Raw genomic sequence first — 16,815 nt, 5'->3', positions numbered from 1 at the left:
CTACCGCGCGGGGCCTCCGGGCGCGAGAGGAACGGGCGCATTCCGCCAGCCGCCGCCAAGCGCGCGGAACAGCGTTACCTGCGCCTGCGCAAGCGCAAGGTCGGACTGGGCGAGCTGCAACGCGGCGGTCGCACGGGTGCGCTCCGCATCATATTGCACCAGATAGGCGGCATCGCCCAGCCGGACACGGGCGGCGGCGCGGCGTGCGGACAGCACCGACTGGTCGAGCACCGTTTTCAGATCGGCATTGCGCCGTGCCTCGGCATCGTACGCGGCCAGCGCCCCTTCGGTCTCGCGCAAGGCGCGCAGCACGGTGACATCCCAGCCCGCGAGCGCAGCGCGTTCACTCGCCCGTGCCTGCGCGATCCTCGCCCGCGCGGGGCCCTGATTGGGGAATGCCCAGGAGATCAGGGGCGAGGCGGTCGCGGCGAAGCCGCCCGAGAGCAGCCCGATCGCACCGCCGAGATTGATCTTGGGATAGAGATCGGCCTGGGCCACACCGATCCGCGCAGCGGCGGCGGCAAGCCGTCGTTCCGCCTCGCGGATATCGGGTCGCCGCAGCAACAACGCCTGGCCGTCACCGACCGGAATCGGTTGGGTGAGGCGGGGCGGGGCGATGCAGCCGAGGTCGAAGCCGCGCGCCTCGGCTGGCGGCAGGCCCTGCAATGTGGCGAGACGGTACAGCGCGTTCTTCCGCGTGGCCTCGAAGGGAGGCGACACGGCACGCGCCGAGGCTAGCAGCGCCGCGGATTGCGACACTTCCAGCGGCGAGATCTCGCCTGCCGCAAGCTGTTCGCGGACCAGTGCGGTCGACCGGTCCTGCGCCGCGAGCACCTCGCGCGCCACCGCGATCGCGCGGTTCGCCCCGCACAAATCGACATAGGCCGAGACCGTATCGGCCACTACCGCGACGCGCAGCCCATCCAGCGCCGCCGCCTGCGCCCCGGCATCCGCCCGCGCGGCGAGCGATCCGGCGCGCAGTCGCCCGAACAGGTCCACGTCCCAGTTCACGGCGGCGCCGATATCGTAGTCTGTGGCCGCCACGCTCGCCGCGCTCGGCTGGCCCGATGGATTGTCGATGCCGGCGCTGCTCTCGATCGTCACCTGCGGCAACCGTGCGGCTCGCGCCTGGGCCAGGGCCGCGCGCGCGCCGTCGAGATTGGCGAAAGCGACGCGCAGATCGGCATTGGCGGCGAGGCTCGCGCGCACCAGCCGGTCGAGCGCCGGATCGTCATAAAGCCGCCACCAGTCGTCCGGCACCGGCGAGATCGCTGCGACCGATAGGGTCTCGAACGGCCCGGCGGCGCTCGCCGGGGCGATGGTTGGCGGGGGTGCCGGCGCGGTCATGCAGGCCGATGTCGCCAGCAGCGCGAACGGCGTCAGGCGGCGGATCATGCGACTGCTCCTTCGATCGACGCATCCTTGGTCGGGCGCTCCCGCCCGAAGCGGCTGTACAAAGCCGGCAGCAGGAACAGCGTCAGCACGGTCGAGGAGACGAGGCCGCCAAGGATGACGATCGCCATCGGGTGCTCGATCTCATGCCCCGGCGCGTTGCCGGCGATCACCAGCGGCAGCAGCGCGAGCGCGGCACAGGCCGCGGTCATCAGGATCGGCACCAGTCGTTCCTCAGCGCCGCGGATGATCAGCGCCGGGCCGAAATCCTCGCCCTCCTCGTCGCGCAGGTGGTTGTAATGCGACAGCAGCATGATGCCGTTGCGCGCGGCGATGCCGATCACCGTCACGAAGCCAACCAGCGACCCCAGCGACAGCACGCCCCCGGTGATCGCCACGCCGATCACGCCGCCGACCAGCGCGAAGGGCAGGCTAACCGCGACCAGCCCGGTGATGCGCAGCGAGCGGAACTCGATCCACACCAGCAACAGGATGCCGATCATGCAGAGCAATCCGGTGACCGCCAGCCGCTGCCGCGATTCCTTCAGCGCGGCATATTCGCCGAGGATCTGCGGATGATAGCCCTGAGCGAACGGCACGCCGGCCACCGCTGCCTCGACCGCGCGGGCGACACCACCCAGATCGGAGCCCTTGACGTTCATCGTCACGTCGATGCGGCGCTGGCCATTCTCGCGCTTGATCTCGTTGGGGGCGGGCACGATCCGGATATCGGCGACATCCTTCAGCCGCACGGGTGCCCCGCTTGGCGCCTGGATCATCAGATCAGCCAGCGTATGCGGATCGTCGCGCACCCCGGGTTCGCCCCAGACCGCGACATCGAAGGATTTCTGATCGCGATAAATCTCGCCAACTTTTTGCCCCGCCACGAGCGCCTGTGCCTGGCGGCGCACTTCGCCCGCGGTCAGGCCCATCGTCGCCAGATCGGCGGCGCGGGGACGGATCAGGATCTGCGGCACCAGCACCTGCTGCTCGACCTTCAGGTCGGAGACATTGGCGATCGGCGCGATCCTGGCCTTCACTCGCTCCGCTGCCGCGCGCAGTTCGATCTGGTCAGGCCCGAAGATGCGGACCACCACGGTCGCGCCAGCACCCGTCAGCACTTCCTTGATCCGCTCGCGCAGATAGGTGAGCACGTCGCGGAACAGGCCGGGATAGCCATCGATCACCCCCTGGATCTTCTTCACGCTGGCGTCGTAGCCCGCCTTCTCGTCCAGGCTGATCCACAGTTCGGTGAAGTTCGGCCCGACCACCTCGTCGGCGGCCTCGGCGCGGCCGATATGCGCGCCGAAATTGCGTACACCGGGAATCGCGCGGAGTTCCTTGGAGACGGCGATGGTGATCCGGTCCATCGCCGCGATCGAGGTGCCGGGTTTCTCCACCCAGTGCATCAGGAAATCGGTCTCGCGAAAATCGGGCAGGAACTGGTCCTTGAAGCCGGCATAGCCCACCGCCGAGAACAGCAGCCCGCCCGCAATCACCCCCAGCGCCAGTCGCGGTCGTGCGATGATCCCCGGCAAGGCACCGGCATAGAGCCGCTTGAGCCCCGCGACGAACCGTGTGTCGCGCTCCGTTTTCAAGGGCGCGTTGGGCAGCAGATACAGGCACAAGGCGGGCGTCACCACCAAAGCGACCAGCAACGAGGCCCCGATCGCGAGCACATAGGCGATGGCGAGCGGCCGGAAAAAGGTGCCGGCGACACCACCCAGGAAAAAGATCGGCAGGAACACCAGCATCACGATCAGCGAGGCGAACACCACCGCCGACCGCACCTCCAATGAGGCGCCGAACACCACGTCGAATGCCGATTTCGGATTGCCTGCCTCGCGGTTGAGCCGCAGCCTCCGGGCGATATTCTCCACGTCGATGATCGCGTCATCGACCACCTCGCCCAGCGCGATGACCAGCCCCGCGATCACCATCGTGTTGATCGTGGCCCCCGTCCACAACAGGGTCAGCCAGGCGCCGAGCAGCGACAGTGGGATCGCGACCAGGCTGATCGTCGCTTGCCGCCAGTCGCGGGTGAACACGAACAACACGACCGCGACCAGCAGACAGCCGATCATCAATGCCCGCGTCAGATTGTCGATCGACCGTTCGATGAAGGTCGCCGGGCGGAAGATCGTCGTGTCGATCTTCACGTCCTTCAGGCCGGGCTTCAGTTCGGCGATCGCCGCCTCGACATGGCGCGTCAGGTCAAGCGTGTTGGCGGTTGGCTGTTTCTCGACGATCAGCATGATGCCGGGGCCATCGTCGATGATGGCATTGCCGATCGGCGCGGCATGGCCGTCGATCACGCGCGCGACATCACCGATCCGCACCGGCGCATCGCCGCTCTGCTTGACGATCGCGGCCGACAGGTCGGCGGCGGTCTGCACCGATCCGGCCTGTTGCACTGCGAGCCGCTGGGTCGGCGTATCGACAAAGCCGCCCCCGCCGACCAGCACGGCATCGCCCGCCGCCGCGCGTATCTCGGCCAGGGTCACGCCCGCCGCACGCAGCCGGTCGGGATCGACCAGCACCTGCAATTGCCGGTCGCGCTGGCCCCATACCGCGACATTGGCGACGCCGGGCACCGCCATCAGCCGTGGCCGGATCGTCCAGCGCACCAGCTCGGAAATCTGCATCTGATCGAGTTTCTTCGACGAGATGCCGATCTTCATCGCCCGGCTGGTCGAGGAAAGCGGCGGTAGCATCACCGGCTGGCGCGCGGCGGCGGGCAGGCGCGCCTGCACCTGTGTCACGCGTTCCTGCACCAGCTGGCGTGCGCGGATCACGTCCGTGCCGCGATCGAACAGGATGACGACGGAAGACAGGCCGAGCACCGATTTGGAGCGCAACGTCGCCAGGTCGGGCACGCCGTTGACCGCCGTCTCGATCGGCACGGTCACCAGGCTCTCGACCTCCTCGGTCGACAGGCCGGGCGCTTCGGTCTGGATCTCGACCATCGGTGGCGCGAATTCGGGGAAGACGTCGAGCGGCACGTCGCTTGAGGCGCGCAGCCCCAGGACGATCAGCAGCCCCGCCATGGCGAGGACCAGGACGCGCTGGGTCAGCGCGGCGCGAACGAGCCAGGCGAGCATGCTACTTGCCCGCCCCGAATTCGGTACCGAACAGTTCGGCGGCCCCGTCGGTCACCACCTCGGCACCCGGCTCCAGCCCACGCGACAGGATCGTCCGGCCGTCAGCGCTCGAGACCGTCTCGATCCGGCGCCGCAGGAAGGTTTGCGGCGCGATCCGGGTATAGACCCATTCGCCGCCATTGATGTCGCGGACGATCGCCGCCGTGGGGATGGAAAGGCCCGCCTCGTGCTCGCCGAGCGGCAACGTCACCGACACACGCTGGCCGACGCGGTAATGCCGGTCGCGATTGTCGAGCGCGTAGAACAGGTCGACCGTGCCAGCAGTCGCATTGGCGGAGGGTGGGGCCTGCACCGGATGCGCGGCGCGAGAGGTGCGGCTATGGCTATCGCCCAGCGGACTGATCATCGCAGCCCGGCTGCGTGCGATCGCGCCGACATCAGTGCCGAACACGGGGACACGTACCCAGAGCGCATCCTGGTTGTTCATCGACCGGACCGAGGGCCCGAGCAATCGCCGTTGCGCCGTTGCGGCACCGGCTGCCGCTTGCGCGGTGGCCAGCGCGGCCGCCGCCTCGTCGCGGGCACGGACGCTGCCGGCTTCCTCGCGGACCAGTGCGCCGGCGCGGTCATAGGTGATGCGCGCAATCGACACCTGTGCCCGGGTCCGCGCGATTTCCCCATCCGCCGCCGCCTGTAGCGCGCCGATCTGTGCAAGGTTGCTGGCCGAGCTGGTCGGCACGCCGCCCGCGCCGAAGGACGGCACCACGATCTCCCCGCCCGTCGCCCGCACTCGCGCTACCGATCCCGTTCCGACTTTCTCGGTCGCGATTCCCAGTCGCCGCACTGCCTCCGGGGCGAGGATCAGTTTCAGCAGCTCGGATTCATGGGCGACCGATTCCGCCTTGGCCGGCTTGGGCGCGGTCGGGCTTGGTGCCGGATCGCCGCAGGCGGCAAGGCAGAGAAGCCCCGACAGGGTCAGGAGCGGGCGAAGCAAGGGCGCGGTCGGGCGGGTCATGGCGCCGGTCGGTACGCCGCGATGCTGGAGCCGCGCTGTCGCCTACATTACCATATCCCAATGTCGGGCCGAAATCCGCTCGTCAGCGGTCGCGATCGACCTTGTCGTAATCGGCCTCGATCTCCTTGGGGATATCGGTGAAACTGTCCCAGGGCAGGTCCTTGTGCAGCGCCATCGACCATCGTTCGAGCCATTCGATCCCGTCCTTCCCGGCATAGGGGTCACGGGTCCGGTAGGCGGGGTCCCTCATGGCGTTTTCGAGACTCACAGGCTGCAAATTCTCGCGCCTGAGCATGGCGGCCAGGTCATCGATGCAGTCGGCGTTAAGCCGTGTTGCGTGCAGCAGCATGACATAGGCGATGTCCCGACCGAACAGCGCGTGGGCAGCGCTACGATACCAGCGGATCATCTTGTGCGTATAGTCGAGATACTGGCTACGAATCCGTTTGCGACGCGCTTCGTCGCGATGGGCGATGGCATCGTCATAGGGTTCGGCGAATTCCCAGTCATCGGCGTCGATCGTGACCGGCGCGATGCGATAGCCGTGCGCGCGCAACCAGTCGTCGATTTCGTGTTTCACCGCTTCTGGCGTCCCGGTTTCCAGATAGGGGTGGCGGAACCAGCCGATGCGACGGTTCCGGGCCGCCAGCAGTCCGCGGGTGACCGGCTCCCCCTTGGCGATATCGGCGATATAGCCAGCCGCACCCAGGCTATTGGGAGATTCGTGCGAAAAGGTGTGATTTCCGAGATCCATCGATGCGTCGAGCCATTTGCCGAGCACCGCGATCTGCTGGACCCGGTCGATCTCGTCGAGTTTGGATTCGTTCACGAACCCGGTCGCCGGAATCCTGTGCCGCTTCAATCCGCGCAGGATCGTATCGTTCAGGTAGTTCACATAGGGCTGGTCGTTCAGGATGGTGAGCGCGGGCAGATCGTCGAACGTCAGCGCGATCTTCGCCCGGCCGGTTCGCGCCTCGGCAGGCGCCGCCAGCAGGACGATGGCGATGAGCCAGCAAAGGGCGGGAATCCTGGAGGTCATGGCAGACACCTGTCCCGTCTGGCTGTGTCGATATGCTCTGGTGTTACATGACTGCATGGGTCTGACAATGCTGGTCCGCGCGGTCTTCATCGCCTTGGCTCAACGACGAATGGCTCTCTCCGCGTCTGACCCGTCAACCCGCACCAGCTCTAGATCAAGCGCCGGTTCAGCCTCCGCCGCTGCGCGGAGAGTCGTGACGAGCGTGCCCCGATCCCCGAAGATGCAGGTCGATGCTGATTGCGGATCGCGCGCGACGGAGCCTCCCGATCTTCCCGCCGCCGCCGCCGCGACCGATCCGCATCGCAGCACGGCGATCCGGTACCGCCCTTGCTCGTTGTCGAGCATCAGGAACATCGCCTTGGGTGGCCTGCGCGGATCGAGCTTCTGCAACTGCACGATATAGCGGTTCGCATTGGCCGCGGCGCCGCCGAGTGGCACGATGATCGCGCGCAACGGCGCATCCACCCCGCCGATCAGCAGCGAGCGATCCTTCTGGCGGGATATGTGCAGGACATCGGCGCCCTCCGGCGGCGCGCCAGGTTCTGCCAGGCGATAGCTGCCATCGGGAATGACAGTGACCGACTCCGAGGCGGCGAACCATGGCAGCCCCGTCCAGCACCCGCCCAGCAGGAGCAGCGCGCTGAGCGCCGGCAGGAGGCGTCGCACCGCGCCTATTCGTCCAGCTTGCTCGATCGGCAGCCGGAGCTCGTGCATTCGCGCGACCGGTCGTTCAGCCAGTTGGTGCGTTCGATCGTCATGTCCTTGGCGCAGACCAGGTCGATCTTGATCGAAGCGCCTTCGGTCAGGCCGCAGCGCGAATCCCGCTGCCTGATCCAGGTCCGTTGCGACTGGAGCAAGGTGGTGCGATCCGCCACCTTCAACAGGGTACGAAGCTTCTTGTACGCGGCGTTCAGGTCAGTGTCGGCCTGCATATAGACCTTGCGCTCGCAATAGACATTGTCGAACGCGGTCTTGGGGTCGTCGCAACTTGCGTTCCGCGCCTGGGGAAGACCGGCGGCATCGCTCATCGCGGTAAGGCGCGGCGCTCCGGAAAACGCTAATATGGTCGCCGCGAGGCCCCCGATCACTGCAATATTGCGCATGTTTTTCCTCTCCTGTTGACGGGTCTTTCCACCCGATGCCCCTGGTCTGTTGAAATGATGTGTCAGCGCCGCTGCGCGCGCCGCGCTATGACGCCGCCGATCGTCAGGATGAGCCCGAGACCGATCAGGAACATCGCGAGCATGGTGCCGCCGATCTCGCTGCCGTTCGCCGTGCTGATCGTCCGCGCCGCGGCATCGGCGTCGGTCGCGGTAAGAGCTGTCGCGAACGCCGTATTCTCGCACTGAGCGGCCGTCGCCGCATCCATGCCGCGCTCCCGGGCCTGTTCCTGGCATCGCTGCACCAGCGCGGGATCGGCCTTGGGCGCGGTGCCGCCAAACTGCATCGATGTACCCACTGCCAGCAGCAACAGGCCCAGTATGATCAGAATAAGGGAATTCTTCTTCAACGACGGCGCTCCCGTGCAAAGGGGAGCCGGACGAACGGCCGGCAGGAATTCCTCTAAGCGAACCAGCGCGCCTCCTGTTCCCTCGCGATGTTCTGGCAGCATCCGTCTTCCCCACGCCCCGTCCACGGTGTACCGCATGCATCGATGAAGGCGCTCGCCGATCCCAACAACGCGCTGGCCGCCGGCCTTGCCGCGATCCGCACCCAGTATCAGGTGCCGGACTCCTTTCCTCCCGCCGTGCTTGCCGCCGCCGAGGCCGCGGCGAAGCGCGCGCCGACCGGGCATGTCGACCGTACCGACCAGCCCTTCGTCACGCTTGACCCGGCCAGTTCGACTGATCTCGATCAGGCATTCGCCGTCGATCGCAGCGGCGCCGACCTGCTGCTCCATTATGCCATCGCCGATGTGGCCTGGTTCGTCGATGACGGCGACCCGCTCGATGCCGAGGCATGGCGGCGCGGCGCGACGCAATATCTTCCCGATGGAAAGGCCGGGCTCTATCCGCCCGTGCTGGCCGAAGGCGCCGCCAGCCTGCTGCCGGCTGGTCCCCGACCGGCGGTGATCTTCACCGTGCGTGTCGCGCCCGACGGCGCGGTGAATCTCGACGGTGCCGAGCGTGCCGTCATCCGCAGCAGGGCGAAGCTGGCCTATGACAGCGTGCGGGACAGCGATCTCCCCGCCGATTTCGGCGAACTCGCGCGGCGCATCCAGGCCGCCGAGGACCGGCGTGGCGCCGCGCGCGTTGATCCGCCCGAGCAGGAGGTCGACTCGATCGGCGACGGCCGCTTCAAGCTGCTGTTCCGCCCGGTGCTCGAATCGGAGATGCGCAACGCGGCGATGTCGCTTGCCACCAACCTTGCCATTGCCGATGCGCTCCAGGCCCACCACACCGGCCTGTTCCGCGTGATGGCCGCGCCTAATGAGGGAGCGGTCAAGCGGTTGCGCCTCACCGCGCGGGCCTTCGGGCTGACATGGCCGGAGAATGCGACGCTCGACCAGTTCGACCGCACGCTCGACGCCAAAAATCCGAAACAGGCTGCCTTCATGCTGGCGATCCGCCGCGCCGGGGAGGGGGCAAGCTATGTGCCGTATCGCGAAGGCGTCGTACCCTGGCATGCCGCAATGGCCGCGACCTATGCCCATGCCACCGCGCCGCTTCGTCGCCTCGCCGATCGCTATGTCGTGCGCGCCACGCTGGCGATCGCCAACGGGCAGCCGGTGCCGGATGTCGTGACGGCCGCGTTCACGCAACTGCCGTCCGTCATGGCTCGCGCCGATGCGCTGGGCGGCCAGATCGACCGGGCAGTGATCGACATGGCGGAGGCCACGATGCTCCAGGGACGCGAGGGCGAGGTGTTCCCGGCGGTCGTCACCGACCTGGACGATCGCGGCGCCCGCATGCAGCTCCGCGACCTGCCCGTGGTGGCACGCGTCGTGGCGCATCAGGTGGAGCCTGGCGACGCGCTCCAGGTCAAGCTGGTCGCGGCTGATCCGGACAAGCGGACGGTCAGCTTCGAGCGGGTTGGGTGAACTGATCCCTCGCTACGCTGGTAAAGCAGAAGGGTGATCGCGCCGGGCCTTCCGCCGTCAGTCGCCGCTCGTCGCCAGCAACGTCTTCGCCGCGATCGACGGATCGGACAGCTTGGCGATATCCACCGGTTGCGCGGCCATGATCAGCTTCTTGCCGGCCACGAAGTCGCCGGCCGCGTTCACCGCCTCGACCGCGACGACCCGGTCGCCGCTCATGTGGAAGATGGAGAAGCTGTTCTCCTTGTCCGGCGTGTGCCGCACGATCTGGCGGTCGGCGTCGAACGGCACGCCCGCGATCTGTAACTTAAGTTCGTACTGGTCGGACCAGAACCACGGCAGGTCGGGCGCGGGCAGGGGCTTGCCCATGATGTCGGCTGCCACGGCTCTGGCCTGGTCGACCGCGTTGGGCACGCTTTCCAACCTGAACATGCGGTCGCCATAATGCGGCATCGGCCGGCGAGTCATGTCGCCGATCGCGTAGATGCCGGGGATCGAACTGCGTCCCGCCAGGTCGACGATCACGCCATTGTCGCATTTCAGGCCGGCGCCGATCGCCAGCGCGTCGCAGGGCGATCCGCCGATACCGACCAGCACGGCATCGCAGGGCAGCACCTCGCCGTCGGAAAGCTCGACCGAGCAGACCTCGCCCTTCTCCCCGTGCAGCGCCGCGACTGACACGCCGGTGCGGAACACCACGCCGCGATCGGCATGGAAGCGGTGGAAGAAGCCCGACAATTCCTCGCACGCCACGCGCGAGAGGATGCGTGGCTCGCGTTCAAGGATGGTGACCTCCGCGCCCAGGTCGCGCGCTGAGGCAGCGACCTCGAGCCCGATATAGCCAGCGCCGATGATCACCAGCCGCGATCCTTCGCCGATCCGCGCGTGAAGCGCCTCCGCGTCCTTGATGTCGCGCAGCACATGCACGCCATCAAGGTCGGCGCCCGGCCCATCGAGCCGCCGCGCGACCGAGCCTGTGGCGAGGATCAGCAATTCCCACGCGATCTCACGCCCGTCGGCCAGCGTGACGATTTTGCGTGCCGTGTCGATCCCGGTCGCGCGCGCGTCGAGCAATACTTCGATATTGTTGGTGTCGTAGAATTTGGCCGGGCGCAGATAGAGCGCCTCGAGCGTCGAGCCGCCCTTGAGATAGGCCTTGGAAAGCGGTGGGCGATGATAGGGCAGCACCGATTCGTCGGAGATCATCACGATCTCGCCGTCATGCCCGGCCTGGCGCAGCGAGGCGACGGCATTTGCGCCGGCGTGCCCGCCGCCGAGAATCACGATTCGAGGTGCGTTCGTCGTCATGGAACCCGTTTCTCCCCCATTGCGCTGTTCGTTGACGGCGCGGTCGACCTGGCCTCAGCGTGCCGAATGCGGGCTGGAGAGCCGAAGAACTGGAGCGGGTGAAGGGAATCGAACCCTCGTCGTAAGCTTGGGAAGCTTCTGCTCTGCCATTGAGCTACACCCGCGCGATCGGTCCGGGGGCTGGCGTCGCCTACGTCCGATCCGCCGCCCACTGGCACATTCGTGCCCGCCCGGTCAACGACCTCGCTGCGGCGTGAACAGCGCCTTCAGCGTGTTGAGATCGCGGTTGATCCATTTCGCGTCGGCCGCGAACCGCTCGTCGTCCATGTCCGGCTGGCGATAGAGTGTCAACATCACCTCGGCGCCCGCGCCATTCTGCACGACACGCAAGGGGATGTGGATTTCTCCGCCGGTGCCCGGATCGACGAAATGATCCATCACGCCATAGTCGTTATGCGGGGTGAAGCGGATGCGGATCGGGCCTTCCGGCCCATCGGCCAGCCAGGCATCGCCGTCCGCCCGGAGATCGGATTCGGCAAGGCCCGACGCCCATTTCGCGAAGAAGGCGGGTTGCCAGATCTCGTCGTACAGCGCCCGCCAGTCGCGATCGATCGAAACGCTATAGGTACGGGCCGGCAGCATCCTGGTTTCCTTCGTCATCTGGGTTCAATCGGCAAAGGTTCGAGCGTAGGTGCCGCGCAGTTCGGCCTTCTGGATCTTGCCCATCGCATTACGCGGCAGCTGGTCGACCACATATATCTGTTTCGGTCGTTTGAACGCCGCCAGCGTATCGGCCAGTGCTGCCTTCACTGCCTGTGCGTCCACGGCGCCCGGCACCTTGGCCGCGACGACAGCGACCACGCCCTCGCCAAGATCGGGATGCGGCACCCCGATCACCGCGCATTCGGCGACGCCCGCCATCTCGTCGATCAGTGCCTCGACCTCGGCGGGATAGACGTTGAGCCCGCCGGAGATGATCAGGTCCTTCTGCCGGCCGGAGATGAACAGATAGCCGCGTTCGTCGACGCTGCCGACATCGCCGGTAATGAAGAATCCGTCGGCGCGCTTCTCCTCCGCCGTCTTCTCCGGCATCCGCCAATAGCCCTTGAAGACGTTTGGCCCGCGTACCTCGATCATGCCGATTGCGCCCTGCGCCAATGGCGTCGCAGTCTCCGCATCGGTGACGCGGATCTCCACGCCCGGCAGTGGGAAGCCGACGCTTCCCGGCACCCGGTCTCCGTCATAGGGGTTGGAACTGTTCATGTTGGTCTCGGTCATGCCATAGCGTTCGAGGATGGCGTGGCCGGTGCGGGCGCTGAACTCGCGGTGGACCTCGGCCGATAGTGGCGCGGAACCCGAGACGAACAGGCGCATATCCCTGACCAGTTCGTGCGTGAAATCGGGCCGGGACAGCAGGCGCGAATAGAAGGTCGGCACGCCCATCAGCGCGGTGCACTGCGGCAGAAGCCGGATCATCGCGTCGAGATCGAACGCCGGCAGGAAGATCATCCGCGCGCCCGCGAGCAGGATGATGTTGGTCGCGACGAACAGGCCGTGGGTGTGGAAGGTCGGCAGCGCGTGAAGCAGCACGTCGTCGCGCGTGAAGCGCCAGAGCTCTACCAGTGTCTCGGCATTGGAGCCGAGATTGTCGTGAGTCAGCATCGCGCCTTTAGAGCGCCCGGTGGTGCCGGAGGTATAGAGGATCGCGGCCAGTTCGTCGTTCGCCACATCGACGGTCGCGAACTCGGTCGGCATCGCCTCGGCGGCTTCGGGCAGGCTGCCATCGCCTGCCTTGCCCAGGGTCATCACGTTGGGAACGCCGATCTCCCGGCAGAGCGGCCCGAGCACCGGCTCGTTCGCCGGGCTGCAAACGAACAGCGTCGGCTCCGCGTCGCGCAGGAAATAGTCGAGCTCGCGGGGCGTATAGGCCGGATTGAGCGGCAGGTGGATCGCCCCGATCCGCAGTGTCGCTAAGTAGACCAGCAGCCCTTCAGCCGACTTGTCGACCTGCATCGCGATCCGGTCGCCCCGTCCGATCCCGAGCGACAGGAACAAACTAGCGATCCGTCCCGTCGCGGCATGGAGATCGCGGTAGGTGATCGACGTGCCGTCGGGTCGAACGATGAACGGCTCGTCGAGCCGGGGTGTAAAGCATTCGACGAAACGGTCATACAGGTTCGGCACGAGTCTCTCCGCTGTTTTCGCGCGCTGCCTATCTCGTCCCGGGCAATGCGTCACCATTCTCTCCCTCGCGCGTTGGGATCGCCATGCAGAAACTGTGGTTCATCACCAACACCGCCTCCGGCACGGCAACGACGGAAAAGGCGGCAGCGATCGAGGCCGTGTTTGCCGAGCATGATCTGGCGCTAGCCGGACGAACCGCCTTTCCGGCGGACGATCTTCCAGAGGCCGCGGAACTGGATGCGGCAGGAGTCGATACGGTCGTCCTGTTCGCCGGGGACGGGACGATCAACGCCGCTGCCTGCGCCCTGGCCGAATGGAAGGGTGCGATCCTCATCCTGCCGGGCGGCACGATGAACCTGTTGGCCAAGCTGCTGCATGGCGAGGCCGACCCGGTGGCGATCATCCGTGCCGCCGGGGCGCAGGGACGCCTCGTCGCGTTGCCGATGGTCGAGGCCGGTCCGCATCGTGCCTTTGTCGGCTTGATCCTGGGCCCCGCCGCGACCTGGGTACGTGCACGCGAGCTGGTGCGTGCCGGCCGGGTCCGCGGCTTGGTCCGTGCGATCAGGACGGCGTGGCGCCGCACTTTTTCAGGGGGCATCCGCCTGTCCGGCGTGCCCGGGTTCCGCCATCATGCGCAGGCTGTGTTCGTGCGGCCCGAAGTTGACCATCTCGATGTGGCGGCCGTGGACGCGCGCGACTGGCGGGCGATCGCGTCGCTCGGCTGGGAGTGGCTGACCGGCGACTGGGTCGCCGCGGCTGAGGTGACCCAAGTCCGCGCAACCCGGTTCCGCATCGCCGGGACCCGGCCGGCACTGGCGCTGTTCGATGGCGAGCCGGTGATGCTCGATCCGGATATCGTCATTCGCTGCGGCATGGGACGGGAGATGTTCATCGCGACGAAGGCGCAGGGATGATCCGCCTGTTCCACGTCAGCGACGTGCATTTCGGTCGCGAGGACCGCGCCGCGATCGCCTGGTTCGATGGTCTGGTGCAGGCCGAGAAGCCCGATGCGGTAGTCATGACCGGCGACCTGACGATGCATGCGCGGCGTCGTGAGTTCGCCGCCGGTCTCGCCTGGCTGCAGGGGCTGGGCGTGCCGGTCACCGTGGAAGTCGGCAACCACGACCTGCCCTATTTCAACCCTTTGGCGCGGCTCTTTCGCCCCTACGACCGGATCGGGGCGATCGAGCGCCTGATCGAACGGCCGCTCGACCTGCCGGGCGTGGCGATCGTGCCGATGGTCACGACGGCGCGCGCCCAGTGGCGGCTCGACTGGTCGAAGGGGCATGTAAGTTCTCGTGCGCTGCAACGGGCGCTGGCGCTGGTCGAGGCTGCGCCGAAGGATGCGCTGGTCTTCGTCGCCTGCCATCACCCGCTGATCGGGGCGCATGAGCGGATGCGCTCCTCGACCCGTAACGGAGCGGAGGCGTTCAAGGCGCTGGCCGTGGCCGGCGCGAGCGCGGTGCTGACCGGCCATGTCCATGACCCGTTCGACGTGGTGCGCGAAGCTGGTGGCCGGAAGATCCGGATGATCGGGGCGGGGACGCTCTCCGAACGGACTCGCGATACACCGCCGTCGTTCAATGAAATCCGCATCGAAAACGGCCGTTTCGACGTGGTGCTCCGGCGGCTCGGTCCCGAGCCCGACATGGTGCTGCCGAAGGAGAAGGTTGAGTAGGATTGCCCGAACCAGACGGGCTGCCCCGACCCGCTTCTGCGAGCCGGGGCAACCGGGAATGGCACTCTATTGCTTCTGCGCTGAAGGGGCGACCTGCTCGGTTGCGATCCATCGATCGATCTGCGTTTCGAGAATGTCGAGTGGAACCGCGCCTTGTCCAAGCACGGCGTCATGGAATCGCCGCACGTCGAATTTCGGGCCGAGTTTCGACTCCGCCTTGTGCCGGAGCGCGAGGATCTTGAGCTCGCCGAGCTTGTACGCGAGTGCCTGGCCAGGATTGCTGATGTAGCGGTTCACCTCGGCATCGATATTCGCGTCCGTCAGCGCTGTATTGGCCTTCATGAAGGCAACCGCCTGTTCCTTGGTCCAGCCTTGCGCGTGCAATCCCGTATCCACGACCAGGCGACAGGCGCGCCACATTTCGTAGGACAGGCGGCCCATGTCCTTTTCGGGTGTGTCGTAGATGCCCATCTCGATGCCGAGATGTTCAGCATAGAGCCCCCAGCCTTCGACAAAGGCATTGAACCCCGCAACATATTTGCGGAAGTCGGGGAGACTCATCTCCTGCTGGAGCGCGATCTGGTTGTGATGGCCGGGAACGGCCTCATGGGTGGTCAGCGCCGGTAGTTCGTACAGGGGCCGCTGATCCAGCTTCGAGGTGTTGACGTAATAGGTGCCGGAAATCCCGGCCTGCGGCGAGCCGGGCATATAATAAGCGGTGGTCGTTCCTTCGGCCGTTTCTGCCGGGACGGCACGCACGCCATAGGGGAGGCGGGGGAGGGTGGCGAACAGCGTCGGCATCTTGCCGTCGTTGGCCTTCGCCTGAAGCGCCGCCGCGCTCATCAGTTCGCCCGCGCTCTTCGGGTAGTATTTCGGGTTGGTGCGAAGATCCTGGATGAATGCCTCGCGACTGGCATAGCCGGCCTTTTGGGCGATCTTATCCATCTCGGCGCGGATGCGCTTCACCTCGCCGAGGCCGAGCTCATGGATCTGGCCCGGCGTCATCTCGGTCGTCGTCTGCTGGCGAACCTGGAAGGCGTAATATTGCTGGCCCTGGGGAAGCGCCGACACGCCATAGGACGCGCGGCATTTCGGCAGATAGCCGGTGCGGAAATAAGCATCGATCTTGCGATATTCGGGGTTGAGGGTGCCGCTGATAAGCGTCTTTGTCTTCGCCTTCATCGTATTCCACTCGGCCTCGGTCATTTCAATCGGCCGGTTGCCCTTGAACGGCGCGAAGAACCGCGAATCCTCCGGGTTCTCGGCGATGACGCCGGTGGTCGTCTTCTCGAAGCCGGCAAGCGCGGCGCAGGGAAGGACATAGCCTCCCTCGACACCCTGCCGCGTCACCGCGAGCGCCTGGGCGTTCGCCCTGGGGAACAGGGCGAGGCGAGTCGTGTAGCTCACAAAATCTGCCTTGGTGCGGACCGGCACGACATCGGCGAGTCCCGCGAAACTCTGGAACCAGCTTCCCAGCGTCGAGAAGGTGATCATCCGCTCGCCGAAGCTGTTGGCTTCGATCTGCTCGGAGAGGATGCGGTGCAGGATCGCCTTGTTGGTCTGGTCCTCCAGAGAGAGCTGAGCGGTCGGTATCGCATCGAGCCGCTTGAGGAAGACGCCAGCCTGTGCCGCCTGGCGGTCTGCTTCCGCCAGGCTGAAATCTCCGATCTGGTCGTCATAATCATGGACGCCCAGCGTGGTCGCGTAGATCGGATTGGACTTCAGATACCATGCCCAATGGTCGGTTATTACCGAGCTGAGATCGCTCGTCGGCGTGGCTCCGGCCGAAACCGGTATCGTGGCAATCAAAGCAGCCAGGAACAGACGGCGCATGGCATTCCCCCATTGATCAGAAGTGATGCGACCTTGTCGATCATCCGCCCGTCAACGGCAATATCGATACGAAGCAAGGCCGGTCGGCCCGATGGAACGGCCCGGTTTCGCCATGGTCGGCCTCTCTGGGACGCACCCGCCGATCGGTTCGCAATCAACCCCTCGGTGCGACCAGTCCTTGACTCTGTTTGTAAAATCTGTAATTTCTGATTTAACAGAAATAACCGG

The 16,815-nt window shown here is 66.3% G+C and carries 14 protein-coding genes and 1 tRNA gene; 3 read left to right on the top strand and 12 right to left on the bottom strand.

All coding sequences use genetic code 11. The features are described from left to right. The 7 genes from NDN01_RS14545 to NDN01_RS14515 all read right to left on the bottom strand — a co-directional run bounded on the left by NDN01_RS14545 (position 1) and on the right by NDN01_RS14515 (position 8,057). The gene (locus tag NDN01_RS14545) at positions 1 to 1,395 is read right to left on the bottom strand and encodes an efflux transporter outer membrane subunit (protein ID WP_272622318.1); all 1,395 of its coding nucleotides are present in this window, start codon (positions 1,393 to 1,395) and stop codon (positions 1 to 3) included. Further along, complete coding sequence (locus tag NDN01_RS14540) at positions 1,392 to 4,493, bottom strand: efflux RND transporter permease subunit (protein WP_272622316.1); 3,102 nt, start codon at positions 4,491 to 4,493, stop codon at positions 1,392 to 1,394. The genes NDN01_RS14545 and NDN01_RS14540 overlap by 4 nt, the downstream gene beginning before the upstream one ends. A 1-nt stretch (position 4,494) precedes the next feature. Continuing rightward, positions 4,495 to 5,508 carry an efflux RND transporter periplasmic adaptor subunit gene (locus NDN01_RS14535; RefSeq protein ID WP_272622314.1) on the bottom strand — a complete coding sequence of 338 codons (1,014 nt, stop codon included), beginning with the start codon at positions 5,506 to 5,508 and terminating at the stop codon, positions 4,495 to 4,497. A gap of 82 nt (positions 5,509 to 5,590) precedes the next feature. Continuing rightward, positions 5,591 to 6,637 carry a polysaccharide deacetylase family protein gene (locus NDN01_RS14530; RefSeq protein ID WP_272622312.1) on the bottom strand — a complete coding sequence of 349 codons (1,047 nt, stop codon included), beginning with the start codon at positions 6,635 to 6,637 and terminating at the stop codon, positions 5,591 to 5,593. A 9-nt stretch (positions 6,638 to 6,646) separates the two neighbouring features. Further along, a complete protein-coding gene (locus NDN01_RS14525; protein WP_272622310.1) occupies positions 6,647 to 7,213 on the bottom strand; it encodes a hypothetical protein in 567 nt (188 codons plus the stop codon). Positions 7,214 to 7,218: 5 nt separating this feature from the next. After that, on the bottom strand, positions 7,219 to 7,650 hold the full coding sequence (locus NDN01_RS14520) for a lysozyme inhibitor LprI family protein (protein ID WP_272622308.1): 432 nt from the start codon (positions 7,648 to 7,650) through the stop codon (positions 7,219 to 7,221). Between the two features lie 62 nt (positions 7,651 to 7,712). Next, positions 7,713 to 8,057, bottom strand: a complete 345-nt coding sequence (locus tag NDN01_RS14515; protein WP_272622307.1) for a hypothetical protein — start codon at positions 8,055 to 8,057, stop codon at positions 7,713 to 7,715. A gap of 144 nt (positions 8,058 to 8,201) precedes the next feature. Here NDN01_RS14515 and NDN01_RS14510 point away from each other — a divergent pair, with 144 nt between their 5' ends. Then, positions 8,202 to 9,587, top strand: a complete 1,386-nt coding sequence (locus tag NDN01_RS14510; RefSeq protein WP_272622305.1) for an RNB domain-containing ribonuclease — start codon at positions 8,202 to 8,204, stop codon at positions 9,585 to 9,587. 57 nt (positions 9,588 to 9,644) lie between these two features. On the opposite strand, the gene NDN01_RS14505 is transcribed toward NDN01_RS14510, so the two are convergent. The 4 genes from NDN01_RS14505 to NDN01_RS14490 all read right to left on the bottom strand — a co-directional run bounded on the left by NDN01_RS14505 (position 9,645) and on the right by NDN01_RS14490 (position 13,076). Beyond that, positions 9,645 to 10,892 carry an NAD(P)/FAD-dependent oxidoreductase gene (locus NDN01_RS14505; protein WP_272622303.1) on the bottom strand — a complete coding sequence of 416 codons (1,248 nt, stop codon included), beginning with the start codon at positions 10,890 to 10,892 and terminating at the stop codon, positions 9,645 to 9,647. 90 nt (positions 10,893 to 10,982) lie between these two features. Continuing rightward, positions 10,983 to 11,056 (bottom strand) — tRNA-Gly (locus tag NDN01_RS14500). Between the two features lie 70 nt (positions 11,057 to 11,126). Then, positions 11,127 to 11,552 carry a polyketide cyclase gene (locus tag NDN01_RS14495; RefSeq protein WP_272622301.1) on the bottom strand — a complete coding sequence of 142 codons (426 nt, stop codon included), beginning with the start codon at positions 11,550 to 11,552 and terminating at the stop codon, positions 11,127 to 11,129. A gap of 6 nt (positions 11,553 to 11,558) precedes the next feature. Further along, positions 11,559 to 13,076, bottom strand: a complete 1,518-nt coding sequence (locus NDN01_RS14490; protein ID WP_272622300.1) for a malonate--CoA ligase — start codon at positions 13,074 to 13,076, stop codon at positions 11,559 to 11,561. Positions 13,077 to 13,159: 83 nt separating this feature from the next. On the opposite strand from NDN01_RS14490, the gene NDN01_RS14485 reads away from it, so the two are divergent. Together NDN01_RS14485 and NDN01_RS14480 are read left to right on the top strand one after the other, a co-directional pair. Then, positions 13,160 to 13,990 carry a diacylglycerol/lipid kinase family protein gene (locus NDN01_RS14485; RefSeq protein ID WP_272622298.1) on the top strand — a complete coding sequence of 277 codons (831 nt, stop codon included), beginning with the start codon at positions 13,160 to 13,162 and terminating at the stop codon, positions 13,988 to 13,990. Further along, entirely contained in the window at positions 13,987 to 14,754 is a 768-nt protein-coding gene (locus NDN01_RS14480) for a metallophosphoesterase family protein (RefSeq protein ID WP_272622296.1), read from the top strand. Before NDN01_RS14485 ends, NDN01_RS14480 begins: the two co-directional genes overlap by 4 nt. A 66-nt stretch (positions 14,755 to 14,820) precedes the next feature. Here NDN01_RS14480 and NDN01_RS14475 read toward each other — a convergent pair whose 3' ends face one another. Continuing rightward, complete coding sequence (locus NDN01_RS14475) at positions 14,821 to 16,587, bottom strand: DUF885 domain-containing protein (protein ID WP_272622294.1); 1,767 nt, start codon at positions 16,585 to 16,587, stop codon at positions 14,821 to 14,823. Positions 16,588 to 16,815 lie beyond the last annotated feature (228 nt).

This window comes from Sphingomonas sp. QA11 (genome assembly GCF_028473665.1).
Taxonomy (GTDB): domain Bacteria; phylum Pseudomonadota; class Alphaproteobacteria; order Sphingomonadales; family Sphingomonadaceae; genus Sphingomonas; species Sphingomonas phytovorans.
Note: the sequence above shows the minus strand (reverse complement) of the source record. Positions and strands in the feature narration are given on the sequence as shown.